Below are 26,424 nucleotides of genomic sequence, written 5' to 3' on the forward strand. Positions count from 1 at the left end.
CCTTCTTCTGCGGACAAAACACCCCGTCGGACGGGCGTCGAGGCGCACTGCTCCGCGTCCGGCAGAATCGTCGGGTGCCCGTCCACGAGATCACCGACCCTGACGACGACCGGATCGCCGACTACCGGGCGCTCACCGACGTCGAGCTGCGCACCCGCTGGGAGCCACCGCACGGCCTGTTCATCGCCGAGGGGGAGCTGGTGCTGCGCCGGGCGCTGCGCGCGGGCTACCCGGCGCGGTCGTACCTGGTCGACGCCAAGCGGGTCGACCAGCTCGCCGACCTGGACACCGGCGACGCGCCGGTGTACGCCGCGACCCAGGACGTGCTGCAACGGGCAACCGGCTTCCACGTACACCGGGGGGTGCTGGCGTCGTTCCACCGCCGGCCGCTGCCGACGGCGGCCGAGGTGCTCGCCGCCGCGCGCCGGGTCGTGCTCCTGGAGGACGTGAACAACCACACCAACCTCGGGGCGGTCTTTCGGGGTGCCGCCGCGCTCGGCATCGACGCGGTGCTGCTGTCGCCGTCCTGCGCCGACCCGCTGTACCGGCGCAGTGTCCGGGTCAGCATGGGTGAGGTCTTCGCCATGCCGTACGCGAAGCTCGACCGCTGGCCCGAGGGCCTGGACCAGGTGCGGGAGGCCGGCTTCACGGTGCTCGCCATGACGCCCGCGCCGGACGCCGTACCGATCCAGCGGTTGACCCCGGCGCAGCGCGAGCGGGCGGCGCTGCTGCTCGGCGCCGAGGGGCCCGGCCTCACCGCGGCGGCACAGGCCGCCAGCGACGTGCGGGTGGTCCTTCCGATGCGCCGCGGCGTGGATTCGCTGAACGTGGCCGCCGCGGCGGCGGTGGCGTTCTGGGAGCTGGGCCGCGACGATCCGCCGTTCGGCGACGAGTAGATCGCTTCGGCTTGCATGGCCATGCGTTCTATTGCATAATTTTCCCCGTGTCCAAGGTTCTCACCTCCCTGCCCACCGGCGAACGTGTCGGCATCGCCTTCTCCGGCGGCCTCGACACCTCGGTCGCGGTCGCGTGGATGCGCGACAAGGGCGCCATTCCCTGCGCCTACACCGCCGACATCGGCCAGTACGACGAGCCCGACATCGCCTCGGTGCCCGGTCGCGCGCTCAGCTACGGCGCCGAGGTCGCCCGCCTGGTCGACTGCCGCGCCGCCCTGGTCGAGGAAGGCCTGGCCGCGCTGACCTGCGGCGCCTTCCACATTCGCACCGGCGGACGGGCGTACTTCAACACCACCCCGCTGGGCCGCGCTGTGACCGGCACCCTGCTGGTGCGGGCGATGGTCGCCGACGACGTCCAGATCTGGGGCGACGGCTCGACCTTCAAGGGCAACGACATCGAGCGGTTCTACCGGTACGGCCTGCTGGCCAACCCGATGCTGCGCATCTACAAGCCGTGGCTCGACACCGCCTTCGTCACCGAGCTGGGTGGGCGTAAGGAGATGTCCGAGTGGCTGCTCGAACGCGGCCTGCCCTACCGGGACAGCACCGAGAAGGCGTACTCGACCGACGCCAACATCTGGGGTGCCACCCACGAGGCGAAGACCCTGGAGCACCTCGACACCGGCATCGAGACGGTCAACCCGATCATGGGCGTCCGGTTCTGGGACCCGTCGGTGGAGATCCCGAGCGAGGACGTCACCGTCGGCTTCGACCAGGGCCGCCCGGTCACCATCAACGGCAAGGAGTTCGGCAACGCCGTCGACCTGGTGCTGGAGGCCAACGCCATCGGCGGCCGGCACGGCCTGGGCATGTCGGACCAGATCGAGAACCGGATCATCGAGGCTAAGAGCCGCGGCATCTACGAGGCGCCCGGGATGGCGTTGCTGCACGCCGCGTACGAGCGGCTGGTCAACGCGATCCACAACGAGGACACCCTGGCGAACTACCACAGCGAGGGTCGCCGCCTCGGTCGGCTGATGTACGAGGGCCGCTGGCTGGACCCGCAGGCGCTGATGCTGCGCGAGTCGTTGCAGCGGTGGGTCGGCACAGCGGTCACCGGCGAGGTGACGTTGCGGCTGCGCCGGGGCGAGGACTACTCGATCCTCGACACCACCGGCCCGTCGTTCAGCTACCACCCCGACAAGTTGTCGATGGAGCGTACCGAGGACTCGGCGTTCGGCCCGTCGGACCGGATCGGCCAGCTCACCATGCGCAACCTGGACATCGCCGACTCGCGGTCGAAGCTGGAGCAGTACGCCTCCCTCGGCCTGGTCGGCGGCGGGAACCCGCAGCGGATGATCGGGGCCGCGCAGGCCGCCTCGACCGGGTTGATCGGCGCGATGCCCCGGGGCGGCGCGGAAGCCATCGCCTCCCGGGGCGTCACCTCCGCGGAGGACGAGGCACTCGACCGCGCCGCGATGGAGTTCGGCGTCGACTGACCCCTCGCGCCGGTGGCGAGTCGAGTTCCGGCGTCACGGACGGTAGCGTGGCGGCCGTGTTCCCTACCGTCCGTGAGGTCCTCGCCCTGGACCCGGTCCGCCACGGCGCGCCACGCGTGGTCGCCGGCGACGAGGGGCTGGACCGACCCGTCCGGTGGGTGCACGTCGCCGAGGTGCCGGACATCGCCACCCTGCTCGGCGGTGGCGAACTGGTGCTCACCACCGGCATCGGCCTGCCCGGGGACGACGCCGGGTTGCGCGCGTTCATCGGTGATCTCGCTGACGTCGGAGTCTCCGGACTCGTCGTCGAGCTGGGCCGCCGGTACGTCAGCGGTGTGCCCCGGGTGATGGCCGCCGCCGCCGAGCGGCGCGGGCTGCCCCTGGTGGAGCTGCGCCGGGCCACCCCGTTCGTCCGGATCACCGAGGCGGTGCACGCGCTGATCGTCGACGCGCAGCTCACCGAGCTGCGCGCCACCGAGGAGATCCACCAGCGGTTCAACGACCTCTCCGTGGAGGGCGCCGACGCCGCCGAGGTGATCCGACAGGCCGCCGAGCTGTCCGGTTGCCCCGTGGTGCTGGAGAACCTGTCCCGGCAGGTGCTCGGGTACGACCCGGCGGGCGAGAGCGCCGAGCTGCTGCTGGACGGCTGGGAGCAGCACTCCCGGCGGATCCGTCCGGCCGGGCGGACCGCGTACGACCCGGACAGCGGCTGGCTGGTGACCACCGTCGGTGCCCGGGGGCAGGACTGGGGTCGGCTGTTGCTGCGCTGGCCGGCCAGCGGCGACGTGCCCAGCGCCCAGGCCGTCGAACCGACCGCCGGCTCGCCCACCCGGCTCACCATCCTGATCGAGCGGGCCGCGTCCACCCTCGCGCTGGGCCGGCTGATCCGCCGCGACGCCGAGGGCCTGGAGCGGCAGATCCATCGCACCCTGCTCACCGCGCTGCTCGACCACTCCCGCCCGGTGGACGAGGTGGGGCTGCGGGCCAAGGCGCTCGGCGTGGTGCTCGACCGGCGGCACCTGGTCGGCGTGATGGTCCGGCATCGCGCCGACGACCCCGCCGGGGAGGTCGGCCCCGAGGCCGGCCAGGCCCGGCTACGCGATCTCTCCGAGGCGGTCGGCCAGGCCCTGCGGGAGGCGAAGCTGACCGCGCTGACCAGCGCCGTCGACGACAACTCGGTGGGCGCGCTGCTGGCCCTGCCGGACCCGGCCGCCGAGGACCGCGCGCTGTCCGCGTTCGCCAGCGCACTTCGTCAGGTACGCCTCGACGCCGGCGCGGCCCGGACCGCGTCGGGCGCGGACGCGTCCCGGCTGGTGCCCGGGGCCGACCCGTCCCGGGCTGCCGGCACGGGTGGGGTGATCGTGGCTGCCGGCTCCGGAGTGGGCACCCTGCGCGAGGCCCGACGGTCGCTCGTCGAGGCACGGCAGATTGCCGAGGCGGCCCGCCGGGACCAGCGCGACCTGCCGATCTTCCGGCTCCCGCACGTCGGGCTGGCTGGCCTGCTGCACCTGCTGCGCGACGAACCCCGGTTGCAGACCTTCGTGGAACGCGAACTCGGCGCCCTGCTGGAGTACGACGCCCGGCACCCGAGGGAGCGGCTGCTGGACACCCTGCGCGCCTACCTGGAGCAGGGGCGCAACAAGTCCGCAGCCGCTGCCGCCGCCCACCTGTCCCGACCGGCCTTCTACGAACGGCTGGCCCGCATCGCGCGCATCCTCGACGTGGACCTCGACTCGGTAGAGGCCGCCCTCTCCCTACACGTGGCCCTCCTGGCCCTGGACGCAGTCCGAACCCCGTAACGCCCCCCACCCGAGCCCGGCCCCACCCGAGCCCGGTCGATCATGGAGTTGTGGTGCCCCGCAAAAGTTGCGATCGGGGCACAACGCCCACCACAACTCCATGATCGACGGTGGGAGGGGAGGGATCAGGCTCCTAGGGCGTTCAGGGCTTTTGCGTAGGTGGGTGGGATGTGGTTGGGGCCGCCGGGGGTGAAGACGTCCGACTTGGCCACCGCTGACCAGGCCGTCTCCGGGACGGCGTCGACCAGGGCCTGGATCACCGGGGCGTCGCGCCACTGGTCCTGCTCGGCGAGCAGGCCGAGGGCCACCACCGACTCCTCGACCTCGCCCACGCACTCGAACGGCTTGTGCCCGTCCACGCCCAGCAGCTCGCGGTAGCCGGGGATCTGCGACGCGTCGGCCAGCAGGTCGCCGCCGAAGATGTGGGTGACCCGCTCCCGCGGCATGAACGGCGCCATGGCCAGGAAGACGAAGCGGCACTTCGGGCAGTCACGGCACCAGCGCTCACTCGCGTCGCGCAGCTTGAACGCCTGGTTGCAGCTGGTCACCACGTCGTCGTACCGGGTGAACTCGGCGAACAGCCGGGCGATGTGCAGCTCGGACAGCGAACGCAGCAGGGAGAAGTACGGGTCGGTCAGGCCGGCGTGCTCGGCCAGCGACGCCCGCAGCAGCCCTTCCGCCTCGACGCCCTTGGACCACTGGTGGTTGATCTCGTGGCCGTTCCAGACCAGGTTCGGGTCGGACGCCGAACGCTCGTTGGACATCACCACCGGCCCCAGCCCGTGCAGGACGGCGGTGGCCACCGCGATCAGGGAGTTGATGGCGGTGACCGGGATGTGCCCGTTCAGCGCGCCGGCCGCGTTCAGGTCGAACAGCACCGGGTCGATGCGCCGCCGGGCGGCCAGCGGGACCAGCCCGGACGCCTCGTTGACGGCGACGATCACGTGGTTCGGGTTGACCGAGAACGGCACCGGGTCCAGCTCGGCGCGGCGCAGTGCCTCCAGGCTGACGATCGAGTCCTTACCGCCGCCGACCGCCGAGAGCGGGCGACGGTCCGAGTCGTCGTACACCCGGGGTGACTCCGGCGTGCCGGCTGGCACCTCCGGGCGCAGCTCGAGCACGTGCGGCAGTTGGTTGCGGTACGCGTACTCCGCGAGGCCCCTGGTGTAGACGGCCGTGACGTAGTCGACGGTGGCCGCGCCCAGCGGCGCCGGCAGCACGAGTCGGGGTGGCGCGGCGGCCTTGTAGTAGCTGACCCCGGCGACGACGTGCAGCACCTCCAGCACCCGGTTGAGGGTCACCACCGTCCCGTCGGAGGGCGGCCCCGCCGGCAGCGGAAGTGTGATCACCTCGGTGAACCGCTGCTCACCGGCCGGGCCGGTCAGGGCGTAGTCGAACAACACCTCGCCGGTGGCGAAGTCGATCGAGTAGGACGGGAAGGTGAAGGCGTCCATCCGCCGGAGCTGCTCGTTGGGCACACGCCATACTAGGCCCTGGTTCGTCCGGCCGTGTCCGGACCGGGCCCGCCCTGCCGCCGCCGTGACCCACGAGGAGAGCCCCGTGCGCCTTTCTGACCTGCGCGGACGTACCGTCGCCGTCTGGGGCACCGGTCGGGAGGGCCGGGCCGCTGTGACCGCCATCGCCGCGCACGGCCCGGCCGAGCTGGTCGCCGTGGACGACAGCGCGAACTTCCTGTCGCTGCCCTGGGACGGCCCCCTGGCTGAGGCGGCGCCGCTGGTCACCGGCGAGGCGGGTTTCGAACGGCTGGCCGCCGCGGACGTGGTGGTCCGCTCCCCGGGCGTGCCGCAGACCCACCCGTGGCTGATCGAGCTGCGCCGGCGCGGGATCCTGGTGACCCAGGGCACCGCGTTGTGGATGGCCGACCACGCCGCGCGCACCGTCGGGGTCACCGGCAGCAAGGGCAAGAGCACCACCTCCAGCCTGATCAGTCACCTGCTCACCGCGATGGGGCGGCCGAACGTCTTCGGCGGCAACATCGGGGTGCCGACCCTGGACCTGCCGGAGGCGGAGCTGTACGTGTTGGAGCTGTCCAGCTATCAGTGCAGCGACCTCACCGACTCGCCCCGGGTGGCGGTGGTCACCGCGCTCTTCCCGGAGCACCTGGACGCGCACGGTGGGGAACGGGAGTACTACCGGGACAAGCTCAACCTGCTCGCCCACGACCCGCAGACGATCGTGGTCAATGGCGGCGACCCCCGCCTCGCCGCGGAGCTGGGTGAGCTGCCGGCGGTCCGCGCCGGTCGCCCCGACACCACCCACGTCGCCACCGGCGCCGACGGCACGCAGTGGTTCCACTTCGGTGACCAGCCGCTCTTCCCCCGTGCGGTGCTGCCGCTGGTCGGCCGGCACAACGAGGGCAACCTCTGTGTCGCGCTCGCCGTCCTCGACGCCCTCGGCGTGGACGTGGTGGCCGGTAAGGACCACCTCGCCGTCGCGGTCGCCGAGTTCCAGGGGCTGGCCCACCGGCTCACCGAGATCACCGACCCGTCCGGGCTGACGTTCGTCGACGACACCCTGGCCACCAGCCCGTACGCGGCCATGCACGCCATCGACGCGTACGACGGGCGGCCGTTGACGGTGATCGTCGGGGGCAACGACCGGGGTCTGGACTACACGCCGTTGGCCGAGCACCTGGCCGAGCGGGAGCTGACAGTGATCGGTATTCCGGACAGCGGCACCCGCATCGTCGAGGTGCTCGCCGGCCTGCCGAAGGTGCGTACCGAACTGGTCGACGACCTGGTGGACGCGGTCCGGCTGTCCCGCGAGGTGACCCCGGCCGGCGGGGTGGTGCTGCTGTCCCCGGCCGCGCCCAGCTACGGCCGGTTCCGCAACTTCGAGCACCGTTCCGAGGTCTTCGCCCAGGCCGTCGCCGACACCGCCCGCTGAGCCGGGCTCAGCGCGGGTGAAGCCCGGCGTGCAGGGCGCGCATCGAGCGGATCGCCGACCGGATCTCCTGGAGGTAGCGCCCCGGCGTGAGCGTCTGCTCGGGCAGCACCGCCAGGTCGGTCAGCGTCGGGTCCACCCCGACCGTGTCGATGGCGCACCCGTACGGCACGGCCAGCGTGCGCAGCGCGTCGCAGTGCTGGAACGGCACGTAGATCGGCGCGGTGACCATCAGGACCTTGTCGCCCGGCGCGAGCCGGACGTGGGCGGCCCAGAACCGCTGGGTGTCGGCGGTGTGGGCTCGCCGCTGGTCGGGTTCGCTGGACGGCGCGGCCAGCACCCGGATCGGCGGCAGCCCGTCCGGTCGGTAGGTCCGCGACGACCAGGAGTGGTGCGGGTGGCCGGCGTCGACGCCGTCCTGCTCCGCCGGGGCGGCCACCTCGAACACCCGGCGGACGGCCGTGTCCAGCACGTCCACCTCGGTCTCGTCGGCCGGCAGGCCCGCCTCGGCGAGCGTGCGGCGTTCCCAGTCCGACAGCGGCCGGAAGCTGCCCAGGACGGCGACCTCGCCGCTCACCGGTAGGCCGGCGCGGAGCAGGTGCGCGGCGTAGCCGACGCGGCGTACGCAGGCGTGTGCCAAGCCGCCGAGCACCACCAGGTGGGCGTACGCCGACCTGGCCGGCGGCACCGGGTGGATCAGCCCGAGCGCGGCAGCCGCGTCGAGCACCAGTGTCGCGGTGGCGCCGTCGAGGTCGGGCTCCCGGGCGTCGGGCCGCTCCCGGCCGCCCCGGAAGTCCCAGTGGCGGGCGGAGAAGTCGTCGAGGAAGCGGAGCACGTCGGTGAGGTCACCGTCGGGCCAGGTGCCGCCGAAGTGGGCGACGAGGCCGCGGAGCGGGGTGGAGCAGACCCAGGTTCGGATCTCCGCGGTGATCTGCTCGTCGTCCGTTCCGGTCGACGGCGCCGCGTCCGCTCTGTGCACCTGCCGGATGCTACCGGCCCGCTGGCGCGGCGCCGACGGTTGTGGTTGCTGTCTACGCTGGCGGGAGCGGCGGATTGGGGGATCTCGATGGCCCGTGACGTGGCCCGTCAGCGGTTGCGGGAGGGTGGCGGCTCCGCCGCCGGCCTCGTCCGGCTGGTGGCGCACACCGACCCGGTGGCGTTGGTCGGCATCACGCTGTCGATCACCCTCAGCATCGTGCTCGACCTCAGCAATGCCGCCTCCGGGGTGGAGTCGCTGTTGGCCGGCCTGATGGGCATCACCATCTCGCTGTTGGTCGACTCACTGGCCCGCGCGGAGCGCCGCTTCCACCTGCGCACCCTGTTGGACGGCCCGCCCTGGCTGGTCCGTACCACCACGGAGCTGGCCGGGGCCATCCGGGAGGCGGCCGAGCAGCACGCGGGCACCCGGGTCGCGGTGGAGGCGCAGCGGCGCTACGAGCAGTTCCGGTTGGAGGCCGAGCAGCTCGCGGACGGTCGGATCATCCGGCGCGGTGACGAGGACGAGGATCTGGTCGGCGCGACCCGCGCCTGCGTACGTCGGCTGGACGGGTTGACCAACGTGATGCCCCGGGTGAGCGGGGAGCTGAGTTGGTGGCGCAGTGAGATCGGCCGGCGCTACTGGGAGGCCAACGTGGAGGCCCTGCAACGGGGCGTCCAGATCACCCGGGTCTTCGTCTACGCCACGCTGACCGACGATCTGTCCGCCCTGGTGGAGAAGCAGCGCGCGGCCGGGGCGCGGGTGGGTCTGCTGCCTCTCGGTGTGGTGAGTCCGCACCTGCACGTGAACTTGACACTCTGGGACGGGTCGAGCTGTTGGGAGGCCCACATGACCGCGCACGGCGAGATCGGCGAGAATCAGTTCTCGGTCAACCGGACGGACGTCGCTCGGCTCACCCGCGTGTTCGACCTCTGCGCGAACGCCGCGACCTTCCAGGACTGACGGCCCCCACCGGGGCGGGAACGGGTGAGCCATGACGTGGAGCGCGGTCCTGCTGGTGACGGCCGTGGTCTGGGCGGTCAGCGTGATCCGCTCCGTCCGGCTCCGCGCGCTGGTCTACAGCCTGCCGCTGCCGATGACGCTCGCCCTGGTCACCACCGAGTATCGGGTGGACGGCGCGCAGGTGCTCGGCGTGCTCGGGCTCAACCTCTTCTTCGTCACCGTGGCGGTCACCCACCAGCGGTGGCGTTGGCCGATCCTGCTCGCCGACGTCGCGGGGATCGCCGTCTACGTGGCGCTGAGCGCCGGCCTGTTGGCCGTCGACATCCCGTTCGAGATGGCCCTCGCCGGCACGCTCGTGCTCTGGTTGGCGGCCATCCTGTGGCTGCGCCGTCGCGCCCGCCGACGTGGGGCGTCCGCCGAGGAGACGGTAGCCGTCGCGGAGACTCGCCCGGACGGGCTGCCTGTGTTGCTCAAACTGGTGGTGATCTTCGTTGGGGCGGTCCTCACCCAACTGCTCGGTGCCGTGCTGCGCGGCATGGTGGTGACTTTCCCGTACTCGGGGGTCCTGGTCGCCGTCGAGGCCCGCACGCAGTTGACCGAGTTCACTCGGCACTTCGCCCGCAACAGCCTCGCGCTGGTCGGCTTCCTCGCCGCGTACCACTACCTTCAGGACGTCTCGTCGGCCGTGGCGTTGGGCGCCGGCTGGGCGGCCTTCGCGCTGGTCGCCGTCGCCCTGCACCTGCCGTTGCGCCCCCGCCGCGTTGCCCAGGCCCGGGCGGCGCGCCGCCCGCCGAGGGCATTGCGGCCGGCGACCGAACCACCCACCTCTAGCGGCCTGCCCTGACCAACTCGGCGATCCGGGTGAGCGGTTCGGCGTACGCGGGCCAGTCGAGGCCGTCGACGCTGAGCGTGGGGCGGCGGCGTACGCCGTCCACCGCGCCCGCGCGCACGATCGCGGTCAGTCCACCCGCCGCGGGCGCGGCCAGCGCCTCGCTGCCTCGGCCCACCTCGCGCGCGGCGACGCGCTCCAGCTCGGCGATCGTCTCTTCGATGCGCACCGCGTGCCTCCCCGGCGACAGTGGACCGACCCAGGGTAGCGGTGGGCGGCCAGGCTGCGGATCGAGTGGACTTTTCCCATGAAGACTGCGGAATTCGGGGGCCAAGACCAACCATTGCCGTGGAAACCGTTGACGTGCTGTCAGGTCGGGGCATCCATGCGCTACAGGCTGACAGTTGTTCGCGTCGGCCGGCGGTGGGAGCGTGCGGTATCCACGCACGCCGCTGAAGGGTTGCCACGATGACCGACGACCTGCTGGCCCGGCACCGGGCCGTGCTCCCGTCCTGGATGCCGTTGTACTACGCCGAGCCGATCGAGTTGGTCTCCGGCTCGGGCCGCCGGGTCACCGACGCGCAGGGTCGCAGCTACCTGGACTTCTTCGGCGGCGTGCTGACCAACATGATCGGGTATGACATCCCGGAGATCCGGGAGGCCGTCGAGCGGCAGCTCGCCACCGGCATCGCGCACACCTCGACGCTCTACCTGATCCGTCAACAGGTGGAGCTGGCCGAGAAGATCGCCCAGCGCTCCGGCATCCCGGACGCCCGGGTGTTCTTCACCAACTCCGGCACCGAGGCGAACGAGGCGGCGCTGCTGGTCGCCACCAACCACCGCCGTTCGCACCAGATCCTGGCGGTGCGCAACAGTTACCACGGCCGGTCGTACGCGGCGATGGGCGTCACCGGCAACCGCAACTGGTCGGCCAGCGGCCTCAACCCGCTCCAGGTGGCCTGGCTGCACTCAGGTGACCGGGTGCGTGGCCTGCTGGCCCGGCTCAGCGCCGACGAGCAGGTCGACGCGGCGGTGGAGGACCTGCGCGAGGTGCTGGCCACCCAGACCGCCGGTGACGTGGCCGCGCTGATCGCCGAGCCCATCCAGGGCGTGGGCGGTTTCGTGCACCCGCCGGACGGGCTCTTCGCCGGCTGGAAGAAGGTCCTCGACGAGCACGGCATCCTGTTCATCGCCGACGAGGTGCAGACCGGCTGGGGGCGGACCGGGGAGCACTTCTGGGGTTACCAGGCGCACGGCGTCACCCCGGACCTGCTCACCTTCGCCAAGGGCATCGGCAACGGGTTCGCCCTGGCCGGGGTGGTCGGCCGGGCCGAGGTGCTGGAGTCGGTGCCGGCCATCAGCTTCTCCACCTTCGGCGGCAACCCGATCTCCACGGCCGCCGGCAACGCGGTGCTCGACTACCTGATCGCGCACGACCTCCAGGCGAACGCGGCCCGCGTCGGCGCGATCCTCGCCGACGGCCTGCGGTCCGCCGTGGGCGGGCTCGACTGCGTCGCCGAGGTACGCGGAAAGGGGCTGATGCTCGGCGTCGAGTTCGTCCGGCCGGGCAGCAGTGAGCCGGACCCGGCGCTGACCAACCGGGTCTTCGAAGCTGCCCGCGACGGTGGCCTGCTGGCCGGCAAGGGCGGTCTCCACGGCAACGTGCTGCGGATGGGTCCACCGTTGACGCTGACCGAGGAGGAGGCCCGTGAGGGCCTGGCGATCCTCGTCGACGCGATCCGTACGGCGGCGGGGCTGGCGGCATGAACATTGGTCACTTCATCGACGGCAAGCGGGTCGGCGGCACGTCGCAGCGGCGCGGCGACGTGTTCGACCCGGCGACCGGTCGGCGTACCGCCGCTGTCGAGCTGGCCTCGACCGCGGACGTCGACGTGGCGGTGCAGGCCGCCGCCCGCGCGGCGCGGGCCTGGCGGGACGCGTCGCTGGCCCGGCGGTCCGCGGTGCTGTTCGCCTTCCGGGAGTTGGTGCACGCCCGGCGGGACCGGCTCGCCGAGGTGATCACCGCCGAACACGGCAAGGTGCTCGCGGACGCCGCCGGCGAGGTGCAGCGCGGCCTGGAGGTCATCGAGTACGCGTGTGGCCTGCCGTCGGCGTTGCGCGGCGCGTTCAGCGAGAACGTGTCCACCGAGGTCGACTCGTACACCATCCGGCAGCCGCTCGGGGTGGTCGCGGTGATCTCCCCGTTCAACTTCCCGGTGATGGTGCCGCTGTGGTTCGTGCCGGTGGCGGTGGCCTGCGGCAACGCGGTGGTCCTCAAGCCGAGCGAGAAGGACCCGAGCGCGGCGCTGCTGCTGGCCGAGTGGTTCGCCGAGGCGGGCCTGCCCGACGGGGTGCTCAACGTCGTCAACGGCGACAAGGAGGCGGTCGACGCGTTGCTGGAGCACCCGGAGGTGCGGGCGGTGTCGTTCGTCGGCTCCACCCCGATCGCCCGGTACGTCTACCAACGCGCAACAGCGGCCGGCAAGCGGGTGCAGGCGCTCGGTGGGGCGAAGAACCACATGGTGGTGCTCCCGGACGCCGACCTGGACCTGGCCGCCGACGCGGCGGTCAACGCCGGGTTCGGCTCGGCGGGGGAGCGGTGCATGGCCATCTCGGTCCTGGTGGCGGTGGAGCCGGTGGCGGACGCGCTCGTCGAGCGGATCGCCGCGCGGGTGACCGGGCTGCGCACCGGCGACGGCCGGCGGGGCTGCGACATGGGCCCGCTGGTCACCGCCGCGCACGCGGCGAGGGTGCGCTCCTACGTGGACGCCGGTGTCGCCGCCGGCGCGGTGCCGGTGGTGGACGGGCGGGACGTGACGCCGGACGGCGACCCGGCCGGTTTCTGGCTCGGCCCGACGCTGTTCGACCGGGTGACCCCGGGCATGTCGATCTACACCGACGAGATCTTCGGGCCGGTGCTGAGCGTGGTCCGGGTCGGCTCGTACGACGAGGCGGTGGACCTGGTCAACGCCAGCCCGTACGGCAACGGCACGGCGATCTTCACCAACGACGGCGGGGCGGCCCGGCGTTACCAGCACGAGGTGGAGGTGGGCATGGTCGGGATCAACGTGCCGATCCCGGTGCCGATGGCGTACCACTCGTTCGGCGGGTGGAAGTCGTCCCTCTTCGGTGACCTGCACGCACACGGCGAGGACGGGGTGCGGTTCTTCACCCGGGGCAAGGTCGTCACCAGCCGCTGGTTGGATCCGCGGCACGGCGGGGTCAACCTCGGGTTCCCCACCCAGACCTGAGCAGTCGCAGCACGCCCGCCCCGGCCAGGTACGCCACCAGCGCCGGGACGGGCGTGCCGAGCGGCTCCGGGGTCTGCTGCGGTGTGGTGCTGTTGACCAGCAGCGCGGCCACCACGGCGGCGTAGCCGGCCACCGCCGACGCGGTCCGGGCCCGGGTGCCCCGAGGGGCCCGCCGCCCGGTGCGGTGCCGGCCGCTGCGCGCCTCCACCGGCCCGAAGATGGCGACCAGCACCACCAGGACGACGCTGAGCAGCAGCAACCAGGGCACCCGCCAGGCCCACCAGGCGGCCGTGTCGACCGCCGGGGTGGGCAGCGTCCCGACCGCGTCGAGCAACCCGATCAGCAGGATCGCGGCAGTCAGGTGCCAGAGGAAGACGGTCAGCACCACCAGGTTGACCCCGATCACCAGCTGCCACGGCCGGCTGCGGCGCAGCAGCCGCTCCGCTGGGCCGCGCAGCAGCAGGATCAGCCCGAGCTGGCCGGCGGCGACGGCCAGCAACGCGAGGCTGGGCGGCGAGGCGTTGTCGAGCCGCTCGTCGGGCACCTTGAGCATGGCCACCGGCCAGGGGCCGAGCACGGTGAGCAGCAGCACCGCGCCCAGCCCGCCCGCCAGGAAGACCAGACCGGCCCGGCGGGAGGTGGGCAGCCGCCGTCGGCGTACCCCCGGAAGGTCGGGAGTCGACGGCCCGGCGCGGGCGTCGTGCCAGGCGAAGCCGAGCTGGTGGACGGCCAGCCAACCGAACAGGTAGTTGCCGTAGCTCAGCTCCTCCGGTCCGCTCAGTCGGCCGAGGTCGCCGAGGCCGACCACCGCGACGAGCGTCAGCGGCACGGCCAGGCCGAGGCGGCGGTGCAGCGCGTACATCGGTGGGGTGAGCACGACCGCCGCCAGGTAGGCGACCAGGAACCAGAGCGGAATGGTGGCGAACCAGAAGACCTCGCGGATGCGGGTCGGGTCGGCCCCGAGCAGCCAGGCGACCGCCGCAGCGGCGGTGAGCACCAGCAGCAGCGTGCTGGTGGGGCGGACCAGGCGGGCGCTGCGGTCGATCAGCCAGCCGGCGGCGTCGCCGCCGCGAGCCCGCAGCCGGGTCAGCGAGGCCGCGTTGGCGTAGCCGCCGACCAGGAAGAAGACCGGCATCACCTGGGCCAGCCAGGTCAACGGGTACGCCCAGCGCAGGTCGCCCAGCGCGGAGTGCCCGGTGGCCTGCCCGGTGGCGTCGCGGCCGATCACCGTGACGCTCCAGTGTCCGAGAACGACCATGGTGATGGCGAGCGCGCGGAGCAGGTCGACGTACCGCTCCCGCCCAGCCGGGGTGCGCTCGGCCAGTTGGCGCAGACGGCGCATCGCCTCAGGCTAGGCGACCCGATGACGGCTGGTGGTGATAACGGTTCGACAGTCAGGACTTGAAGTCCGGGCCCGGCTGTCGTAGAAATTCTTCAGTAACAGAGCATGAACTGAAGAGAACTACCGCCCCTCGCGCGGCGGACGCCTCCCCCACAGACCGGCGATCCGCCCGACCCGACCCGAGGAGAACTTATGAACAGGCGTGACATCCTGCGACGCAGCGCCGCCGCCGGCCTTTTGGCCACCCCCGCCGCCGGCCTGCTGTCCGGCTGCGCCACCAGCGGTGGCGGTGACAAGAACGATGCCGAGACCTACCAGGGCACCAAGAGCGCGCAGAACCCGCTCGGCGTGAAGGAGGACGCACCACTCGAGGTGGTGATCTTCGGCGGCGGGTTCGGTGAGGAGTACGCCAAGGCCCACGAGGCCATGTACACCGAGAAGTACCCGAAGGCGAAGATCAAGCACTCCTCCACCCAGGAGATCAGCAAGACCCTCCAGCCGCGCTTCGTCGACGGCACCCCGCCGGACGTGGTCAACAACTCCGGCTCCAGCCAGATCGACTTCAACGGCCTGGTCAGCCAGAACGCCCTCGCCGGCCTCGACGATTTGCTGGCCGCCCCGAGCCTCGACATCCCCGGCAAGACGGTCAAGGACACCCTGCTGCCCGGCGCGGTCGAGGTCGGCTCCTACGACGGCAAGTTCCTGGTGCTCAACTACACCTACACCGCCTACGGCATCTGGCACTCCGCCAAGCTCCTCGCCGACCGCGGCTGGTCGTACGCGAAGACCTGGGACGAGCACATCGCGCTCTGCAGGCAGATCAAGGCCGCCGGCATCGCCCCCTGGACGTACGCCGGCCTGCACCCGCGCTACATGAGCTGGCCGCTGATCTCCACGGCCATCAAGTTCGGCGGCCCGTCGGTGGCGACCGCCATCGACAACCTGGAGCCGAACGCCTGGAAGTCCGACTCGATGCGCGCCGCCGCCGACGCCTGGCACCAGATCGTCAAGGACAAGTACATCCTGGAGGGCTCGCCCGGCCTGGACCACAAGCAGTCGCAGACCGCCTGGTGTCAGGGCAAGGCCGCCTTCATCTCCTGCGGCTCCTGGCTGGAGAGCGAGCAGAAGGACGTCACCCCGGCCGGGTTCAACATGACCATCGCGCCGACGCCGAGCCTGGGCAGCGGCGACAAACTGCCGTTCGAGGCGATCCGGGGAACCGCCGGTGAACCGTTCATGGTGCCCGCCAAGGCCCGCAACGTCGCCGGTGGTCTGGAGTACTTCCGGACCATGCTCTCCAAGAAGGGCGCCCAGGACTTCACGAAGAAGGTCGCCAGCCTCACCGTGGTCGCCGGCGCCACCGAGGGCGTCGAGCTGCCGTACGGGCTGAGCACCGTGGTCAAGGCCCTCGACGCGTCCGGTGCCAACGGCTTCAACTGGGTCTACAACAGCTTCTACCGCAAGTTGGAGCGCAACCTCGTCGACGCCGCGTGCGGCGAGTTCTTCAGCGGTCGGATCGGCCCCGCCGAGTTCCTCGAACAGTGCCAGAAGGGCGCCGACTCGATCGCCCAGGACAGCTCGATCAAGAAGTACAAGCGAGCGGCCTGACCGCCCGGCCGGTGGGGGAGAGGTCCGCCCCCACCGGCCGTCCCCCCTCGGAGAGGTCCTTCTCGTGAAACATGGCAAGTGGCCGCTGATCGTCACGTTCCTGGTGCCACCGGTGCTGCTGTACGTGTTCTTCGTCGTCTCGCCGTACCTGCAGGCGTTCCAGATTTCCACCACCGACTGGCTCGGCTACTCCGCCGACGCCAACCCGGTCGGCCTGGCCAACTTCAAGACCCTGTGGCACGACGACTACGTGTGGAACGCGCTGAAGAACAACGTGATCCTGCTGGCCCTCGTACCGGTGCTGACCATCGTGCTCGGGCTCTTCTTCGCCACCATGCTCGCCATGGGCGGACGCAAGGGCAGTGCCGGCGTCACCGGCGTACGCGGCGGCGCGCTCTACCGCACCGTCTACTTCTTCCCGCAGGTGCTCTCCGTGGTGATCATCGCGCTGCTGTGGAAGGAGGTGTACCACCCCAACAAGGGGCTGCTCACCACCGCTCTGCACGGCCTCGGCCTGCCCGCGCCGACCTGGCTCGGCGACCCGGCGACCGCCTTCTGGTGTGTGCTGGCGGTGATGGTCTGGAGCAACGTCGGCTTCTACGTGGTGCTGTTCGGCGCGGCGATGTCGGCCGTGCCGAAGGAGATCTACGAGGCCGTCCTGCTCGACGGCGCGTCCCGGTTCACCACCCTGCGCCGGGTCACCCTGCCGCTGCTCTGGGACACCGTCCAGGTCGCCTGGGTCTACCTGGCCATCTTCGCCCTGGACGGGTTCATCCTCGTGCAGCTGATGACCAACGGCGGGCCGAACTTCTCCACCGACGTGATCGGCGTACGCATGTACGACACCGCCTTCGGCAGCGAGACCAAGTTCGGCTACGCCTCGGCGATCGGCGTGGTGATGTTCTTCCTGACCCTCTCGGTGGCGGTGCTGTCGCTGCGGGTCGGCCGGCGCGAACGGATCGAGTACTCGTGACCACTCTGGATCAGCCCACCGCGACCGCCCCGGCCCCGGTCACCAGCGGGGACCGCCCGGTACGCCGGGAACTCGGCGTGGCCAACGCCCTCTCGCACGGCTTCCTGCTGCTCTGGGGCCTGCTCACCGTACTGCCACTGCTGTGGATGTTCATCAGCTCGTTCAAGACCAACGGTGAGATCCTCGCCGACCCGTGGGGGCTCCCCGGCGCGCTGCACCTGGACAACTGGGTGCGGGCCTGGACCGGCGCGCACATCGGCCGGTACTTCCTCAACAGCCTGGTGGTGGTGGCCGGCTCGGTCAGCCTCACCATGCTGATGGGCGCCACCGCCGCGTACGTCTTCGCCCGATACGAGTTCCGCGGCCGCCAGGTCGTCTACTACCTGTTCGTCGGCGGCCTGATGTTCCCGGTGTTTCTCGCCCTGGTGCCGCTCTTCTTCGTGGTCCGCAACGCCGGCCTCTTCAACACCTGGCTCGGGCTGATCCTCGTGTACGCGGCCTACTCACTGCCGTTCACGGTGTTCTTCCTGACCGCGTTCTTCCGGACCCTGCCGACCTCGGTGGCGGAGGCCGCACTGGTCGACGGCTGTGGTCACTTCCGGCTCTTCTTCCGGGTGATGCTGCCCATGGCACGTCCGGGACTGATCAGCGTGGCGATCTTCAACTTCCTCACCCACTGGAACCAGTTCCTGTTGCCGCAGGTGCTGTTGCAGGGCGACGAGTCCAAGTGGATGTTGGCGCAGGGGTTGTTCGCGCTCTCGGTCAGCCAGGGCTACGCCGGCGACTACGCTCGGCTCTTCGCCGGGCTGAGCATCGCGGTGCTCCCGGTGCTCGCCGTCTACGTGGCCTTCCAGCGCCAGGTGCAGGCCGGCCTCACCGCAGGGCAGCTCAAGTAAGACCCACCCCCCGCTGACCAATTCCGATCATCGCCCTCTGTGTGCCGATCGGTCTTTCCCCCGCCCGCGGTCCGATCCGTCCCGCCCGATCCGCACCCGACCCCCGATCCGCACCCGTCCCCGCCCCGATTCGCCCCCAAGATCCGCGCAACTTCGGTGAGACTGCTGCCTTGGCACGTCGTGAGGCAGCTGTTTCACCGAAAGTGCGCGGATCTTGGCCATTCCGCGATGGGTCCGCGGGGTTGAGGCGCGTTGGGGTGGGTCGGGGCGGATGTCGAGCGGCGGCCGGTGCCTTGATCGTGCTCAATCCTGGATGTAGTCCCCTCCTCGCGGCGTGAGACCACTACATCCTGGTTCGAGCACGATCATGAGTGCGGCCCGGCGCGGCCTCGCACGGCGGTGGGCGCGGGGGCGGCCAGGCGGGGTGCGGCAGGGCGCGGCCGCGGTCGGCGCGCGCGGCGCGGCCCGGCGGCGTCGGGAGCGGCGGGCGGGCGCGGAGTGGTGGGTCAGGGGGTGGGGAAGAGGTGGGCGTGCAGGGCCGCTGGGTCGGTCACCTCGGGTAGGCCACGGGCGGCGAGCCAGGCTGCGGCGGCGGCCCCGTCTCCGGCGATACGCAGGGGTGCGTCCGGCCAGTGTCGCGCGATTTCGGCCCGGACTGCGCCGGCGAGCGGGGTGTCCGCGGTGAGCAGGCCGCCGCCGAGCACGATCGGTGTCACCGCCCCGGTGGGGCGGACGCGGCTCACGCTCTCGGCGAGGTGCGCGGCGGCTTCGGTGATCAGCGCGGCGGCGACCGGGTCGCCGTGGGTGGCGGCGTCGACGACCAGCGGCGCGAGCCGGGCCAGTTCGACGGGGGGTCGACGAGTCACCGTCTGGATGGTGGCGTCGACGGTGTCCCGGGGGCGGGCGGCGATGTCGGCGCTGCCCAGGATTTCGGTGAGCACGGTCGTGGTCAGCGCGCCGAGCGCACTTCCGGTGTCGAGGTCGGCGAGCAGTCGGCGCACGGCTTCCCGGCCGAGCCAGAAACCCGAGCCGGCGTCGCCGAGCAGCCAGCCGTGGCCGTCGGCGATCCGGTCGAGCCGCAGCTCGTGGACCTGGGCGGTGATCGCCCCGGTGCCGGCGATGAGGATGGTTCCGTCCGGGGCGGCGGTGCCGGAGGCGTACGCGACCAGGGCGTCGCCGTGGACCTCGTACGGGCAGCGCAGGCCGGCGTCGTGCCAGGCCTGGTCGAAGGCGGCCCGCCCGGCGGGGTCGGCGAGCAGCCGGCCGGCTCCGGCGAGCCCGATGGTGCCGGCGGCCGCCCGGGTCGGGTCGATGTCGGCGAGCGCGCCGCGGAGCGCGGTCAGCAGTTCGGCGGCGGCGCGTTCGGCGCCGTGACTGGTGGGGTTGCCGCCGCCGGCGCGGCCGGTGCCGAGGCGTTGCCCGGTGAGGGTGAGGACGGTCGCCCGGGTGGACGTACCGCCGATATCGAGACCCACCACGACGGTGTCGGACATCGGCACGAGTCTCCTTGCGCGGAACGGCGATCTGGCTTGTTCATGCTGGTCGGCGGGGTCGTGCGGGGCAAGTTGTGGCGGGACTGGCGGGCTGTGCACCAGGTAACAGTTTGAAAACTTCGCCCACAGTCTTGACACAGAGGGTCGTTCAGTAAGAACTTTTACCACTAACAGTTAACAGTCTTTTCGGAAAGCTGAGGCGTCTCATGGTTGATCACGAGGTGGACACCGCCGCGGGGACCGCGGTGGTCGACGCCGACGTGATCGACCGGCGGACCTCGGCCTCCGACGGAGTGTTGGCCCGGGTTCGCAACGGGCTCGGCGAGTTGACCGGCGCCCTGCGTCGGGTCGCCGAGCACGTGCTCAGCGACCCAGAGGCCGCCGCCCGCGCGACAATCGTCGAGCTGGCCGAGCGCAGCGGCACCTCACCGGCGACCATCACCCGCTTCTGCCGGGCGATGGGCTTCGAGGGGTACGCCGACCTGCGACTGGGCATCGCCTCCGAGACCGGCCGGGCCCGCTCGGCCGGTTGGACAGTCGACATCGGACGGGAGATCCAGCCGAGCGACCCGCTCGCCCGGGTGCTCGACCAGATCATGGCCGCCGACACCCGGGCCATGCACGACACCGCCACCCTGCTCGACCTCACCGAGGTGGAGCGGGCCGCGGTGGCGATCGCCGGGGCCAGCAGGGTGAACATCTTCGGTGCCAGCGGCAGCGCCCTGGTCGGTGAGGAGATGCAGTTCAGCCTGCACCGCATCGGTGTGGCGGCGTGGGCGTGGAACGACGTGCACGAGGGGCTGGCCAGCGCCGCGTTGCTGCGATCGGGGGACGTGGCGCTCGGCATCTCGCATACCGGGCAGACCCGGGAGACGATCGAGATGCTCGCCGAGGCGGGCAGCCGGGGCGCCACCACGCTCGCGCTCACCGGCTTCCCCCGCTCCCCGTTGGCCGAGCTGGCCGACATCGTGCTGCTCACGGCCAGCCAGGCGACCACCTTCCGGCCCGACGCGCTCTCCGCCCGCCACCCCCAACTGGTGGTGCTCGACCTGCTCTACATCGCCGTCGCCCAACGCACGCACGACCGCGCGCACGCGGCCTTCCGGCGGACAGCGCAGGCTGTCGACGGGCACAAGGCTGCCAAGAGGCTGTCGGGAAACCCCGGAACACAGCCGACGCGAGGTTTTCCGACAGCCTCTGAGGGAGCCCTCTCATGATCAGCGCCCAGGGGTACGCGGACGCCGTCCGCCCGGTGCTCGACCGGCTGCTCGACTCGGAGGCCGACGGCATCACCCGGGCCGCCGACCTGATCGCCGACAGCCTGCGCGACGGCGGCGTGCTCCAGGCGTTCGGCGCCGGGCACTCGGAGGCTTTCGCTGCCGAGTTGGTCGCCCGGGCCGGCGGGTTGGTCCCCACCAACCGGCTCTCGGTACGGGACCTGGTGATGCACGGTGACGCCCCGCGTGACGTGCTCGCCGATCCCAAGCTGGAACGTGATCCCTCCATCGCCCACCAGATCTACGCGCTCGCGGCGCCCCAGCCGCGCGACGTGTTCGTGGTGGCTTCCCAATCCGGCATCAACGGCTCGGTGGTCGAGCTGGCGGCGCTGGTCACCGAGCGCGGTCACCCGTTGATCGCGGTCACCTCGGTCGAGCACACCGCGCGGGTCGCCCCACGGCACCCGTCCGGGCACCGGCTCGCCGACCTCGCCGACGTCGTGCTGGACAATGGCGCGCCGTACGGCGATGCACTGCTGCCGCTCGAGGGCGGCGGCGCGGTCTGTGCGGTCTCCTCGGTCACCACGGCGCTGCTGGCGCAGTTGCTGACCGCGGAGGTCGTACGACGGTTCCACCAGGCCGGGGAGGTACCCCCTATCTACCTCTCCGCCAACGTCCCCGGCGGGGACGAGCACAACCTCGCCCTCGAGTCGCGGTACGCCGGACGTCTCCGGCGTACCGCATGACCCGAATTCCACAAGGAGACACGACGATGTCGATTACCCCCGAACAACCGGCCGCACTCGACCGTCGCACGGTGCTGCGTCGCGCCGCCGCCGTGGGCATGCTCGCCACTCCGGCCATCGGCCTGCTCGGCGCCTGCGCCACCAGCGGCAGCGACGGTGACAACGAGCAGGTCGCCGGCGGCACGAAGAGCGAGAAGAACCCGCTGGGCGTCAAGGAGGACGCCGCGATCGAGGTGGTCATCTTCAACGGTGGCTACGGCGAGAAGTACGCCACCGACGTGCACGAGCCGCTGTACAAGACGGCGTTCCCCAAGGCCGAGGTCAAGCACCAGGCCACCCAGGCCGTCTCCACCGTGCTCCAGCCCCGGTTCGCCTCCGGTAACCCGCCGGAGTTCGTGAACAACTCGGGCGAGAAGCTGATGGACTTCGGCGCGCTCGTCGCCGACGGTCAGCTCCAGGACCTCACCGAGCTGTGGGACGCGCCGTCGGTCGACGACCCGGCCAAGAAGGTCCGCGACACGGTGGTCCCCGGCACCATCGAGGCGGGTTCGTTCAACGGCAAGCCGTACGTCCTGTACTACGTCTCGACGGTCTTCGGTATCTGGTACTCCGCGAAGCTGTTCAAGGACAACGGCTGGGCGCCGGCGAAGACCTGGGATGAGTTCATCACTCTGCTCACGAACATCAAGGCCAAGGGCATCACCCCGTACGGCTACGCCGGTGCGAACGCCGCCTACTACCAGTGGAACGTGATCCTCACCCAGGCCGCCAAGATCGGCGGCACGGACGTGCTGAAGAACATCGACAACCTGGAGGACGGCGCCTGGAAGCAGGACGCCGTGAAGCAGGCGGCCGCCGCGTGGGCCGAGGTCGGGGCGAAGTTCAGCGACAAGAGCTTCGAGGGCCTCAAGCACACCGACGTGCAGCTGCGGCAGAACCAGTACAAGGTGGCCCTGTACCCCAGCGGTGACTGGCTGGAGGGCGAGCAGAAGAAGGACACCCCGGCCGGCTTCGACTACCAGCTCATGCCGGTGCCGAGCCTGACCGCCTCGGACAAGCTGCCGGCCACCGCGCTGCGCGCCACCGCCGGTGAGGGCTACTTCGTCTCGGCGAAGAGCAAGAACCCCAAGGGTGGGCTGGAGTACATGCGTCAGATGCTGTCGAAGGCAGGCGCGAAGGGCTTCACTGAGGTGGTCAAGGCTCCGACCGTGGTCACCGCCGGCTCGGAGGGCTTCGCCTTCCCGCCCGGTGTGGCCAGCTCCCAGGCGGCGCTCAAGGCGGCCGGTCAGGACGTGTTCAACCTGTACTTCGACGGTTGGTACAAGGAGCTCGACACGGAGGCGCGTACCGCCACCAACGAGCTGATGTTCGGCCGGATCAACGCGGACGCCTTCGTGGAGCGGATCCAGAAGCGCGCCGACGCCATCAAGAAGGACAGCTCCGTCACCAAGTTCAAGCGCTGATCGATCGGAGCTAGGGTCATGCGGCACGGCAAGTATCCATTCGTGATCGGGTTCCTGTTCGCCCCGGTCGCGCTGTACGTGACATTCGTGATCTGGCCGTACGCCCAGGCCTTCCAGATCTCGATGACCAACTGGCGGGGGCTGTCGGCCCCGCAGTGGGTGGGCTTCGACAACTACCGGAGGTTGCTCGACGACGGGGCCTTCTGGAAAGCGGTCCAGCACCACGGCGTACTGCTGCTTGCCCTGCCGCTGATCACCATTGCCATCGCCCTGTTCTTCGCCTTCCTGCTCAACGTGGGCGGCAAGAGCAGCGGTGGTCAACGCCAGGGGGTCTGGGGGGCGAAGTTCTACCGGGTGGTGTTCTTCTTCCCCCAGGTCCTGGCGGTGGCCATCATCGCGGTGTTGTTCCAGATGGTGTACCGGCCGAACGAGTCCGGCCTGATCAACGGCGTGTTGATGAAGTTCGGCATCGAGCCGATCCTCTTCCTCGTCAAGCCGAACCTGGCCCTCTGGTCGATCATCGCGGTGCTGGTCTGGCAGGCGGTCGGCTTCTACGTGGTGCTCTTCTCGGCCGGGATGGCCTCCATCCCCGGTGAGATCTACGAGGCCGCCGAGATGGACGGGGCGACGAAGGTGACCCTGTTCTTCCGGGTCACCCTGCCGCTGCTGTGGGACACGCTCCAGGTGGCCTGGGTGTACCTCGGCATCGCGGCGTTCGACGCGTTCGCCATCGTGGCGGTGCTCTCGGTGGACGGTGGCGGCCCGGACGGCGCCACCACAGTGCTCGCCATGGAGATCTACCGCAACGCGTTCGTCTACTCGAAGTACGGCTACGCCTCGGCGATGGGCGTGGCGCTGTTCTTCCTCACCCTCACGTTCGCGGCGCTGACGCTGCGGCTCACCAAGCGGGAAAGCGTGGAGTACTGATGAATCCGCAGTCGACGCTGCCGCCGACGCCGGCGGCGCTGCCGCCGAAGAGCGGTGACCCGTCCGCCCCCGCCGGGTCGGGGCACAAGGGCCCCCGCTCGGAGGTAAAGCTCTTCGCCGGCCTGGGGCACGTCGCGCTCGCCGTGTGGGCGGTGATCGTGATCGTGCCGATCCTCTGGACCTTCCTCGCCGCGTTCAAGAACACCAGCGAGATCTTCAGCAGCCCGTGGACGCTGCCGGCCGAGCTGCGCTGGGAGAACTTCGGGCGCGCCTGGACCAAGGCGCACGTCGGGCGGTACTTCCTCAACAGCGTGATCGTGGTGTCGTGCAGCACGTTCCTCACCATGCTGCTCGGCTCGATGGCCGCGTACGTGCTGGCCCGCTACAAGTTCTGGGGCAACCGGGCGGTCTACTTCCTCTTCGTCTCGGGGTTGGCCTTCCCGGTCTTCCTGGCACTGGTGCCGCTCTTCTTCGTGGTGAAGAACCTGGGTCTGCTGGACACCCACACCGGCGTGGTGCTGGTCTACACCGCGTACTCGTTGCCGTTCACGGTGTTCTTCCTGGCCGCGTTCTTCAAGACGCTGCCGTCGTCGGTGGCGGAGGCGGGGATGATCGACGGCTGCGGGCACAGCCGGCTGTTCTTCCAGGTGATGATGCCGATGGCGAAGCCGGGCCTGATCAGCGTCGCGATCTTCAACATCATCGGTCAGTGGGCGCAGTACCAGCTCCCATTGGTGCTGCTCTCCAACGCCAAGGACAAATGGGTGCTCACCCAGGGCATCGCCGACATCTCCGTCAACGCCGGCTACGAGGCGGACTGGTCCGGGCTGTTCGCCGCGCTGACCATCGCCATCCTCCCGATGATCCTCGTGTACGCGGTGTTCCAGCGTCAGATCCAGGCCGGCCTCACCTCCGGCGCGGTGAAGTAGGGCGTCTCACCGCTCGTCGACGCGGGTGTGCCAGGAGCCCCACAGGGCGGCGTACGCCCCGCCGGCCGCGACCAACTCGTCGTGGCTGCCGATCTCGGTGATCCGTCCGTCGGCGAGCACGGCGACCCGGTCGGCGTCGTGCGCGGTGTTGAGCCGGTGCGCGATCGCGATGACGGTCCGTCCGACCAGCACGGCGGCCAGCGCGCGTTCGGTCCGGCGGGCGGTGGACGGGTCGAGCGCGGCGGTCGCCTCGTCCAGGATCAGGGTGTGCGGGTCGGCGAGCACCAACCGGGCCAGCGCGAGCTGTTGGGCCTCGGCCGCACCGAGTTGACGGGCCCCGTCGCCGAGCTGGGTGTCCAGGTCGTCGGGCAGCTCGGCAAACCACTCGGCGCCCACTGTGAGCAGCGCGGCGCGCATCTGTTCGTCGGAGGCGTCGGGCGCGGCGAAGGAGAGGTTGTCGCGTACCGAGCCGATGAAGACGTGGTGCTCCTGGGTGACCAGTGCGATCCGGCGGCGTCGCTCGGCCGGGTCGAGGTCGGTGACCGGGCAGCCGCCGATGCTGACGACGCCGTGCCGCGGCGCGTCGATCCCGGCCAGCAGCCGGGCCAGGGTGGACTTGCCGGCGCCGGACGGGCCGACGACGGCCAGCCGCTCACCGGGCTGCACCTCCAGGTCGATGCCGTGCAGCACGTCGGGCCCGTCGGAGTAGGAGAACCGGGCCCCACGGACGACGAGCCGCTCACCCCGTGACGAGGCGGTCGTGCCGGGTGGTTCGGGCGGGACCATGCCGACGCCGAGCAGCCGCGCGTACGACGCGAAGCCGCGTTGCGCCTGCTCGGTCCACTGCAACAGCCGGTCCATCGGGTCGATCGCCTGTTGCAGGTAGAGCGCGGCGGCGACCACCGCGCCGAGCGACACCATGTCCCGGGAGAACAGGTAGCCCCCGACGAGCAGGACCATGGCGACCGGCAGCGGATAGCTGGCCTCGACGACCGAGAAGAACACGGTACGCAGCGCGAGGGTCGCCCGACGGGCCCGCCACACCATCGTGATGCGGGTGGTGCCGTGCTTGATCCGGTCGTCGGCAAGCCGCAGCGCCTCCACAGTGCGCGCGCCCTCGGCGGTGGTGGTCAGCGTCTCGGTCAGCTCGGCCGCCGCCGCGCCCTCGGTGAGGTACGCGGAGCTGGCTCGGCGCAGGTACCAGCGGGTCACCGCCACGATCGACGGGAGCCCGGCGAGCGCGGCCAACCCGAGCAGCGGGTGCAGCAGGAAGACCGCCCCGAACAGCAACGTCAACTGCACCGTGGCGATGACGATGGTGGGCACCACGTCCCGGACGGTGGTGCCGACCGTCGACACGTCGACCGAGCTGCGGGTGGCCAGGTCCCCGGAGCCGGCACGCTCGACGACCGAGACGGGCAGCCCGAGGGTTCGGGAGACGAACTCCTCGCGCAGCTCGGCGACGGCCCGTTCGCCGAAGCGGTGGCCGGCGTACTGGGCGTAGCGGGAGAGCAGGGCGCTGACCAGGACGCAGCCGGCTATGGCCAGTGCCAGCCGGTCCACAGTGGCCACGCCCGCGCCCGCGGTGACCCGGTCGACGATGGTGCCCAGCAGCCACGGAGGAGCGAGCCCGGCGACTGCGGCGGCGCTGTGCAGCGCCAGCACGACCCCGACTGCGCGCCGGTGCCGGCTGATCATGTCCCGCAGGGCCCG

Annotated in this window: 20 protein-coding genes and 3 pseudogenes; 17 read left to right on the forward strand and 6 right to left on the reverse strand. The window is 71.1% G+C overall.

The genetic code is table 11. From position 1 onward, the window contains the following. Positions 1 to 47 precede the first annotated feature (47 nt). The 4 genes and pseudogenes from ACIA47_RS27150 to ACIA47_RS27165 all read left to right on the forward strand — a co-directional run. Entirely contained in the window at positions 48 to 896 is an 849-nt protein-coding gene (locus tag ACIA47_RS27150) for an RNA methyltransferase (protein WP_238411716.1), read from the forward strand. A gap of 47 nt (positions 897 to 943) precedes the next feature. Then, positions 944 to 2,395: an argininosuccinate synthase gene (gene argG, locus ACIA47_RS27155; protein ID WP_396711251.1), complete on the forward strand. Its 1,452-nt coding sequence runs from the start codon at positions 944 to 946 to the stop codon at positions 2,393 to 2,395. A gap of 47 nt (positions 2,396 to 2,442) precedes the next feature. Further along, positions 2,443 to 3,658, forward strand: a pseudogene (locus tag ACIA47_RS27160) (PucR family transcriptional regulator ligand-binding domain-containing protein); the annotation flags it as partial. A gap of 101 nt (positions 3,659 to 3,759) precedes the next feature. After that, positions 3,760 to 4,194, forward strand: a pseudogene (locus ACIA47_RS27165) (PucR family transcriptional regulator); the annotation flags it as partial. 125 nt (positions 4,195 to 4,319) lie between these two features. On the opposite strand, the gene ACIA47_RS27170 reads toward ACIA47_RS27165, so the two are convergent. After that, on the reverse strand, positions 4,320 to 5,672 hold the full coding sequence (locus ACIA47_RS27170) for a hypothetical protein (protein ID WP_396711252.1): 1,353 nt from the start codon (positions 5,670 to 5,672) through the stop codon (positions 4,320 to 4,322). An 82-nt stretch (positions 5,673 to 5,754) separates the two neighbouring features. Between ACIA47_RS27170 and murD the strand changes: the two genes are divergently transcribed. Next, positions 5,755 to 7,101, forward strand: coding sequence for a UDP-N-acetylmuramoyl-L-alanine--D-glutamate ligase (gene murD / locus ACIA47_RS27175; RefSeq protein WP_112675120.1), 1,347 nt, complete (start codon positions 5,755 to 5,757; stop codon positions 7,099 to 7,101). A gap of 7 nt (positions 7,102 to 7,108) precedes the next feature. Here murD and ACIA47_RS27180 read toward each other — a convergent pair whose 3' ends face one another. Then, on the reverse strand, positions 7,109 to 8,077 hold the full coding sequence (locus ACIA47_RS27180) for a hypothetical protein (RefSeq protein WP_396711253.1): 969 nt from the start codon (positions 8,075 to 8,077) through the stop codon (positions 7,109 to 7,111). Between the two features lie 87 nt (positions 8,078 to 8,164). Here ACIA47_RS27180 and ACIA47_RS27185 point away from each other — a divergent pair, with 87 nt between their 5' ends. After that, entirely contained in the window at positions 8,165 to 9,037 is an 873-nt protein-coding gene (locus ACIA47_RS27185; protein WP_396711254.1) for a hypothetical protein, read from the forward strand. 31 nt (positions 9,038 to 9,068) lie between these two features. Next, positions 9,069 to 9,881, forward strand: coding sequence for a hypothetical protein (locus tag ACIA47_RS27190; protein ID WP_396711255.1), 813 nt, complete (start codon positions 9,069 to 9,071; stop codon positions 9,879 to 9,881). Here the strand turns inward: ACIA47_RS27190 and ACIA47_RS27195 are convergent. Then, positions 9,865 to 10,095: a hypothetical protein gene (locus ACIA47_RS27195; protein ID WP_396711256.1), complete on the reverse strand. Its 231-nt coding sequence runs from the start codon at positions 10,093 to 10,095 to the stop codon at positions 9,865 to 9,867. The genes ACIA47_RS27190 and ACIA47_RS27195 overlap by 17 nt on opposite strands. Positions 10,096 to 10,334: 239 nt before the next feature. Here ACIA47_RS27195 and ACIA47_RS27200 point away from each other — a divergent pair, with 239 nt between their 5' ends. Both ACIA47_RS27200 and ACIA47_RS27205 read left to right on the forward strand, forming a co-directional pair. Continuing rightward, positions 10,335 to 11,633: an aspartate aminotransferase family protein gene (locus ACIA47_RS27200; RefSeq protein ID WP_396711257.1), complete on the forward strand. Its 1,299-nt coding sequence runs from the start codon at positions 10,335 to 10,337 to the stop codon at positions 11,631 to 11,633. Beyond that, entirely contained in the window at positions 11,630 to 13,117 is a 1,488-nt protein-coding gene (locus ACIA47_RS27205; protein ID WP_396711258.1) for a CoA-acylating methylmalonate-semialdehyde dehydrogenase, read from the forward strand. Before ACIA47_RS27200 ends, ACIA47_RS27205 begins: the two co-directional genes overlap by 4 nt. Here the strand turns inward: ACIA47_RS27205 and ACIA47_RS27210 are convergent. Continuing rightward, a complete protein-coding gene (locus ACIA47_RS27210) occupies positions 13,089 to 14,459 on the reverse strand; it encodes an acyltransferase (protein ID WP_396711259.1) in 1,371 nt (456 codons plus the stop codon). The genes ACIA47_RS27205 and ACIA47_RS27210 overlap by 29 nt on opposite strands. A 192-nt stretch (positions 14,460 to 14,651) precedes the next feature. On the opposite strand from ACIA47_RS27210, the gene ngcE (ACIA47_RS27215) reads away from it, so the two are divergent. The 3 genes from ngcE (ACIA47_RS27215) to ACIA47_RS27225 all read left to right on the forward strand — a co-directional run bounded on the left by ngcE (ACIA47_RS27215) (position 14,652) and on the right by ACIA47_RS27225 (position 17,936). Further along, positions 14,652 to 16,067 (forward strand): N-acetylglucosamine/diacetylchitobiose ABC transporter substrate-binding protein, encoded by a 1,416-nt coding sequence (gene ngcE / locus ACIA47_RS27215; protein ID WP_396711260.1) that lies wholly within the window; start codon positions 14,652 to 14,654, stop codon positions 16,065 to 16,067. A gap of 64 nt (positions 16,068 to 16,131) precedes the next feature. Continuing rightward, positions 16,132 to 17,040 carry a carbohydrate ABC transporter permease gene (locus tag ACIA47_RS27220; RefSeq protein ID WP_396711261.1) on the forward strand — a complete coding sequence of 303 codons (909 nt, stop codon included), beginning with the start codon at positions 16,132 to 16,134 and terminating at the stop codon, positions 17,038 to 17,040. Next, complete coding sequence (locus ACIA47_RS27225; protein WP_396711262.1) at positions 17,037 to 17,936, forward strand: carbohydrate ABC transporter permease; 900 nt, start codon at positions 17,037 to 17,039, stop codon at positions 17,934 to 17,936. Before ACIA47_RS27220 ends, ACIA47_RS27225 begins: the two co-directional genes overlap by 4 nt. A 506-nt stretch (positions 17,937 to 18,442) precedes the next feature. Here ACIA47_RS27225 and ACIA47_RS27230 read toward each other — a convergent pair. Then, positions 18,443 to 19,429, reverse strand: a complete 987-nt coding sequence (locus tag ACIA47_RS27230; protein WP_396711263.1) for an N-acetylglucosamine kinase — start codon at positions 19,427 to 19,429, stop codon at positions 18,443 to 18,445. A 206-nt stretch (positions 19,430 to 19,635) separates the two neighbouring features. Here ACIA47_RS27230 and ACIA47_RS27235 point away from each other — a divergent pair. The 5 genes and pseudogenes from ACIA47_RS27235 to ACIA47_RS27255 all read left to right on the forward strand — a co-directional run. Beyond that, a pseudogene (locus ACIA47_RS27235) lies at positions 19,636 to 20,574 on the forward strand (MurR/RpiR family transcriptional regulator); the annotation flags it as partial. Between the two features lie 68 nt (positions 20,575 to 20,642). Beyond that, positions 20,643 to 21,392 (forward strand): sugar isomerase domain-containing protein, encoded by a 750-nt coding sequence (locus ACIA47_RS27240; protein WP_091403970.1) that lies wholly within the window; start codon positions 20,643 to 20,645, stop codon positions 21,390 to 21,392. Between the two features lie 26 nt (positions 21,393 to 21,418). After that, positions 21,419 to 22,855 (forward strand): N-acetylglucosamine/diacetylchitobiose ABC transporter substrate-binding protein, encoded by a 1,437-nt coding sequence (gene ngcE / locus ACIA47_RS27245; RefSeq protein ID WP_396711264.1) that lies wholly within the window; start codon positions 21,419 to 21,421, stop codon positions 22,853 to 22,855. Between the two features lie 18 nt (positions 22,856 to 22,873). After that, a complete protein-coding gene (locus ACIA47_RS27250; protein ID WP_091403976.1) occupies positions 22,874 to 23,782 on the forward strand; it encodes a carbohydrate ABC transporter permease in 909 nt (302 codons plus the stop codon). Further along, on the forward strand, positions 23,782 to 24,711 hold the full coding sequence (locus ACIA47_RS27255; RefSeq protein WP_203125897.1) for a carbohydrate ABC transporter permease: 930 nt from the start codon (positions 23,782 to 23,784) through the stop codon (positions 24,709 to 24,711). The genes ACIA47_RS27250 and ACIA47_RS27255 overlap by 1 nt, the downstream gene beginning before the upstream one ends. 6 nt (positions 24,712 to 24,717) lie before the next feature. Here ACIA47_RS27255 and ACIA47_RS27260 read toward each other — a convergent pair whose 3' ends face one another. Continuing rightward, the gene (locus tag ACIA47_RS27260; protein ID WP_396711307.1) at positions 24,718 to 26,409 is read right to left on the reverse strand and encodes an ABC transporter ATP-binding protein; all 1,692 of its coding nucleotides are present in this window, start codon (positions 26,407 to 26,409) and stop codon (positions 24,718 to 24,720) included. Positions 26,410 to 26,424: the final 15 nt, after the last annotated feature.

Origin of the sequence: Micromonospora sp. NPDC051227, from assembly GCF_044455385.1 — a bacterium.
GTDB lineage: Bacteria > Actinomycetota > Actinomycetes > Mycobacteriales > Micromonosporaceae > Micromonospora.

Excerpts from the sequence above, each read along its gene's own strand:
- ACIA47_RS27255 (WP_203125897.1), top strand. The coding sequence starts at position 23,782 with ATGAATCCGCAGTCGACGCTGCCGCCGACGCCGGCGGCGCTGCCGCCG.
- ACIA47_RS27240 (WP_091403970.1), top strand. The coding sequence starts at position 20,643 with ATGATCAGCGCCCAGGGGTACGCGGACGCCGTCCGCCCGGTGCTCGAC.
- ACIA47_RS27250 (WP_091403976.1), top strand. The coding sequence starts at position 22,874 with ATGCGGCACGGCAAGTATCCATTCGTGATCGGGTTCCTGTTCGCCCCG.
- ACIA47_RS27190 (WP_396711255.1), top strand. The coding sequence starts at position 9,069 with ATGACGTGGAGCGCGGTCCTGCTGGTGACGGCCGTGGTCTGGGCGGTC.
- ACIA47_RS27185 (WP_396711254.1), top strand. The coding sequence starts at position 8,165 with ATGGCCCGTGACGTGGCCCGTCAGCGGTTGCGGGAGGGTGGCGGCTCC.
- ACIA47_RS27260 (WP_396711307.1), bottom strand. The coding sequence starts at position 26,409 with ATGATCAGCCGGCACCGGCGCGCAGTCGGGGTCGTGCTGGCGCTGCAC.
- ACIA47_RS27230 (WP_396711263.1), bottom strand. The coding sequence starts at position 19,429 with ATGTCCGACACCGTCGTGGTGGGTCTCGATATCGGCGGTACGTCCACC.
- ACIA47_RS27210 (WP_396711259.1), bottom strand. The coding sequence starts at position 14,459 with ATGCGCCGTCTGCGCCAACTGGCCGAGCGCACCCCGGCTGGGCGGGAG.
- ngcE (WP_396711264.1), top strand. The coding sequence starts at position 21,419 with ATGTCGATTACCCCCGAACAACCGGCCGCACTCGACCGTCGCACGGTG.
- ngcE (WP_396711260.1), top strand. The coding sequence starts at position 14,652 with ATGAACAGGCGTGACATCCTGCGACGCAGCGCCGCCGCCGGCCTTTTG.
- ACIA47_RS27200 (WP_396711257.1), top strand. The coding sequence starts at position 10,335 with ATGACCGACGACCTGCTGGCCCGGCACCGGGCCGTGCTCCCGTCCTGG.
- ACIA47_RS27205 (WP_396711258.1), top strand. The coding sequence starts at position 11,630 with ATGAACATTGGTCACTTCATCGACGGCAAGCGGGTCGGCGGCACGTCG.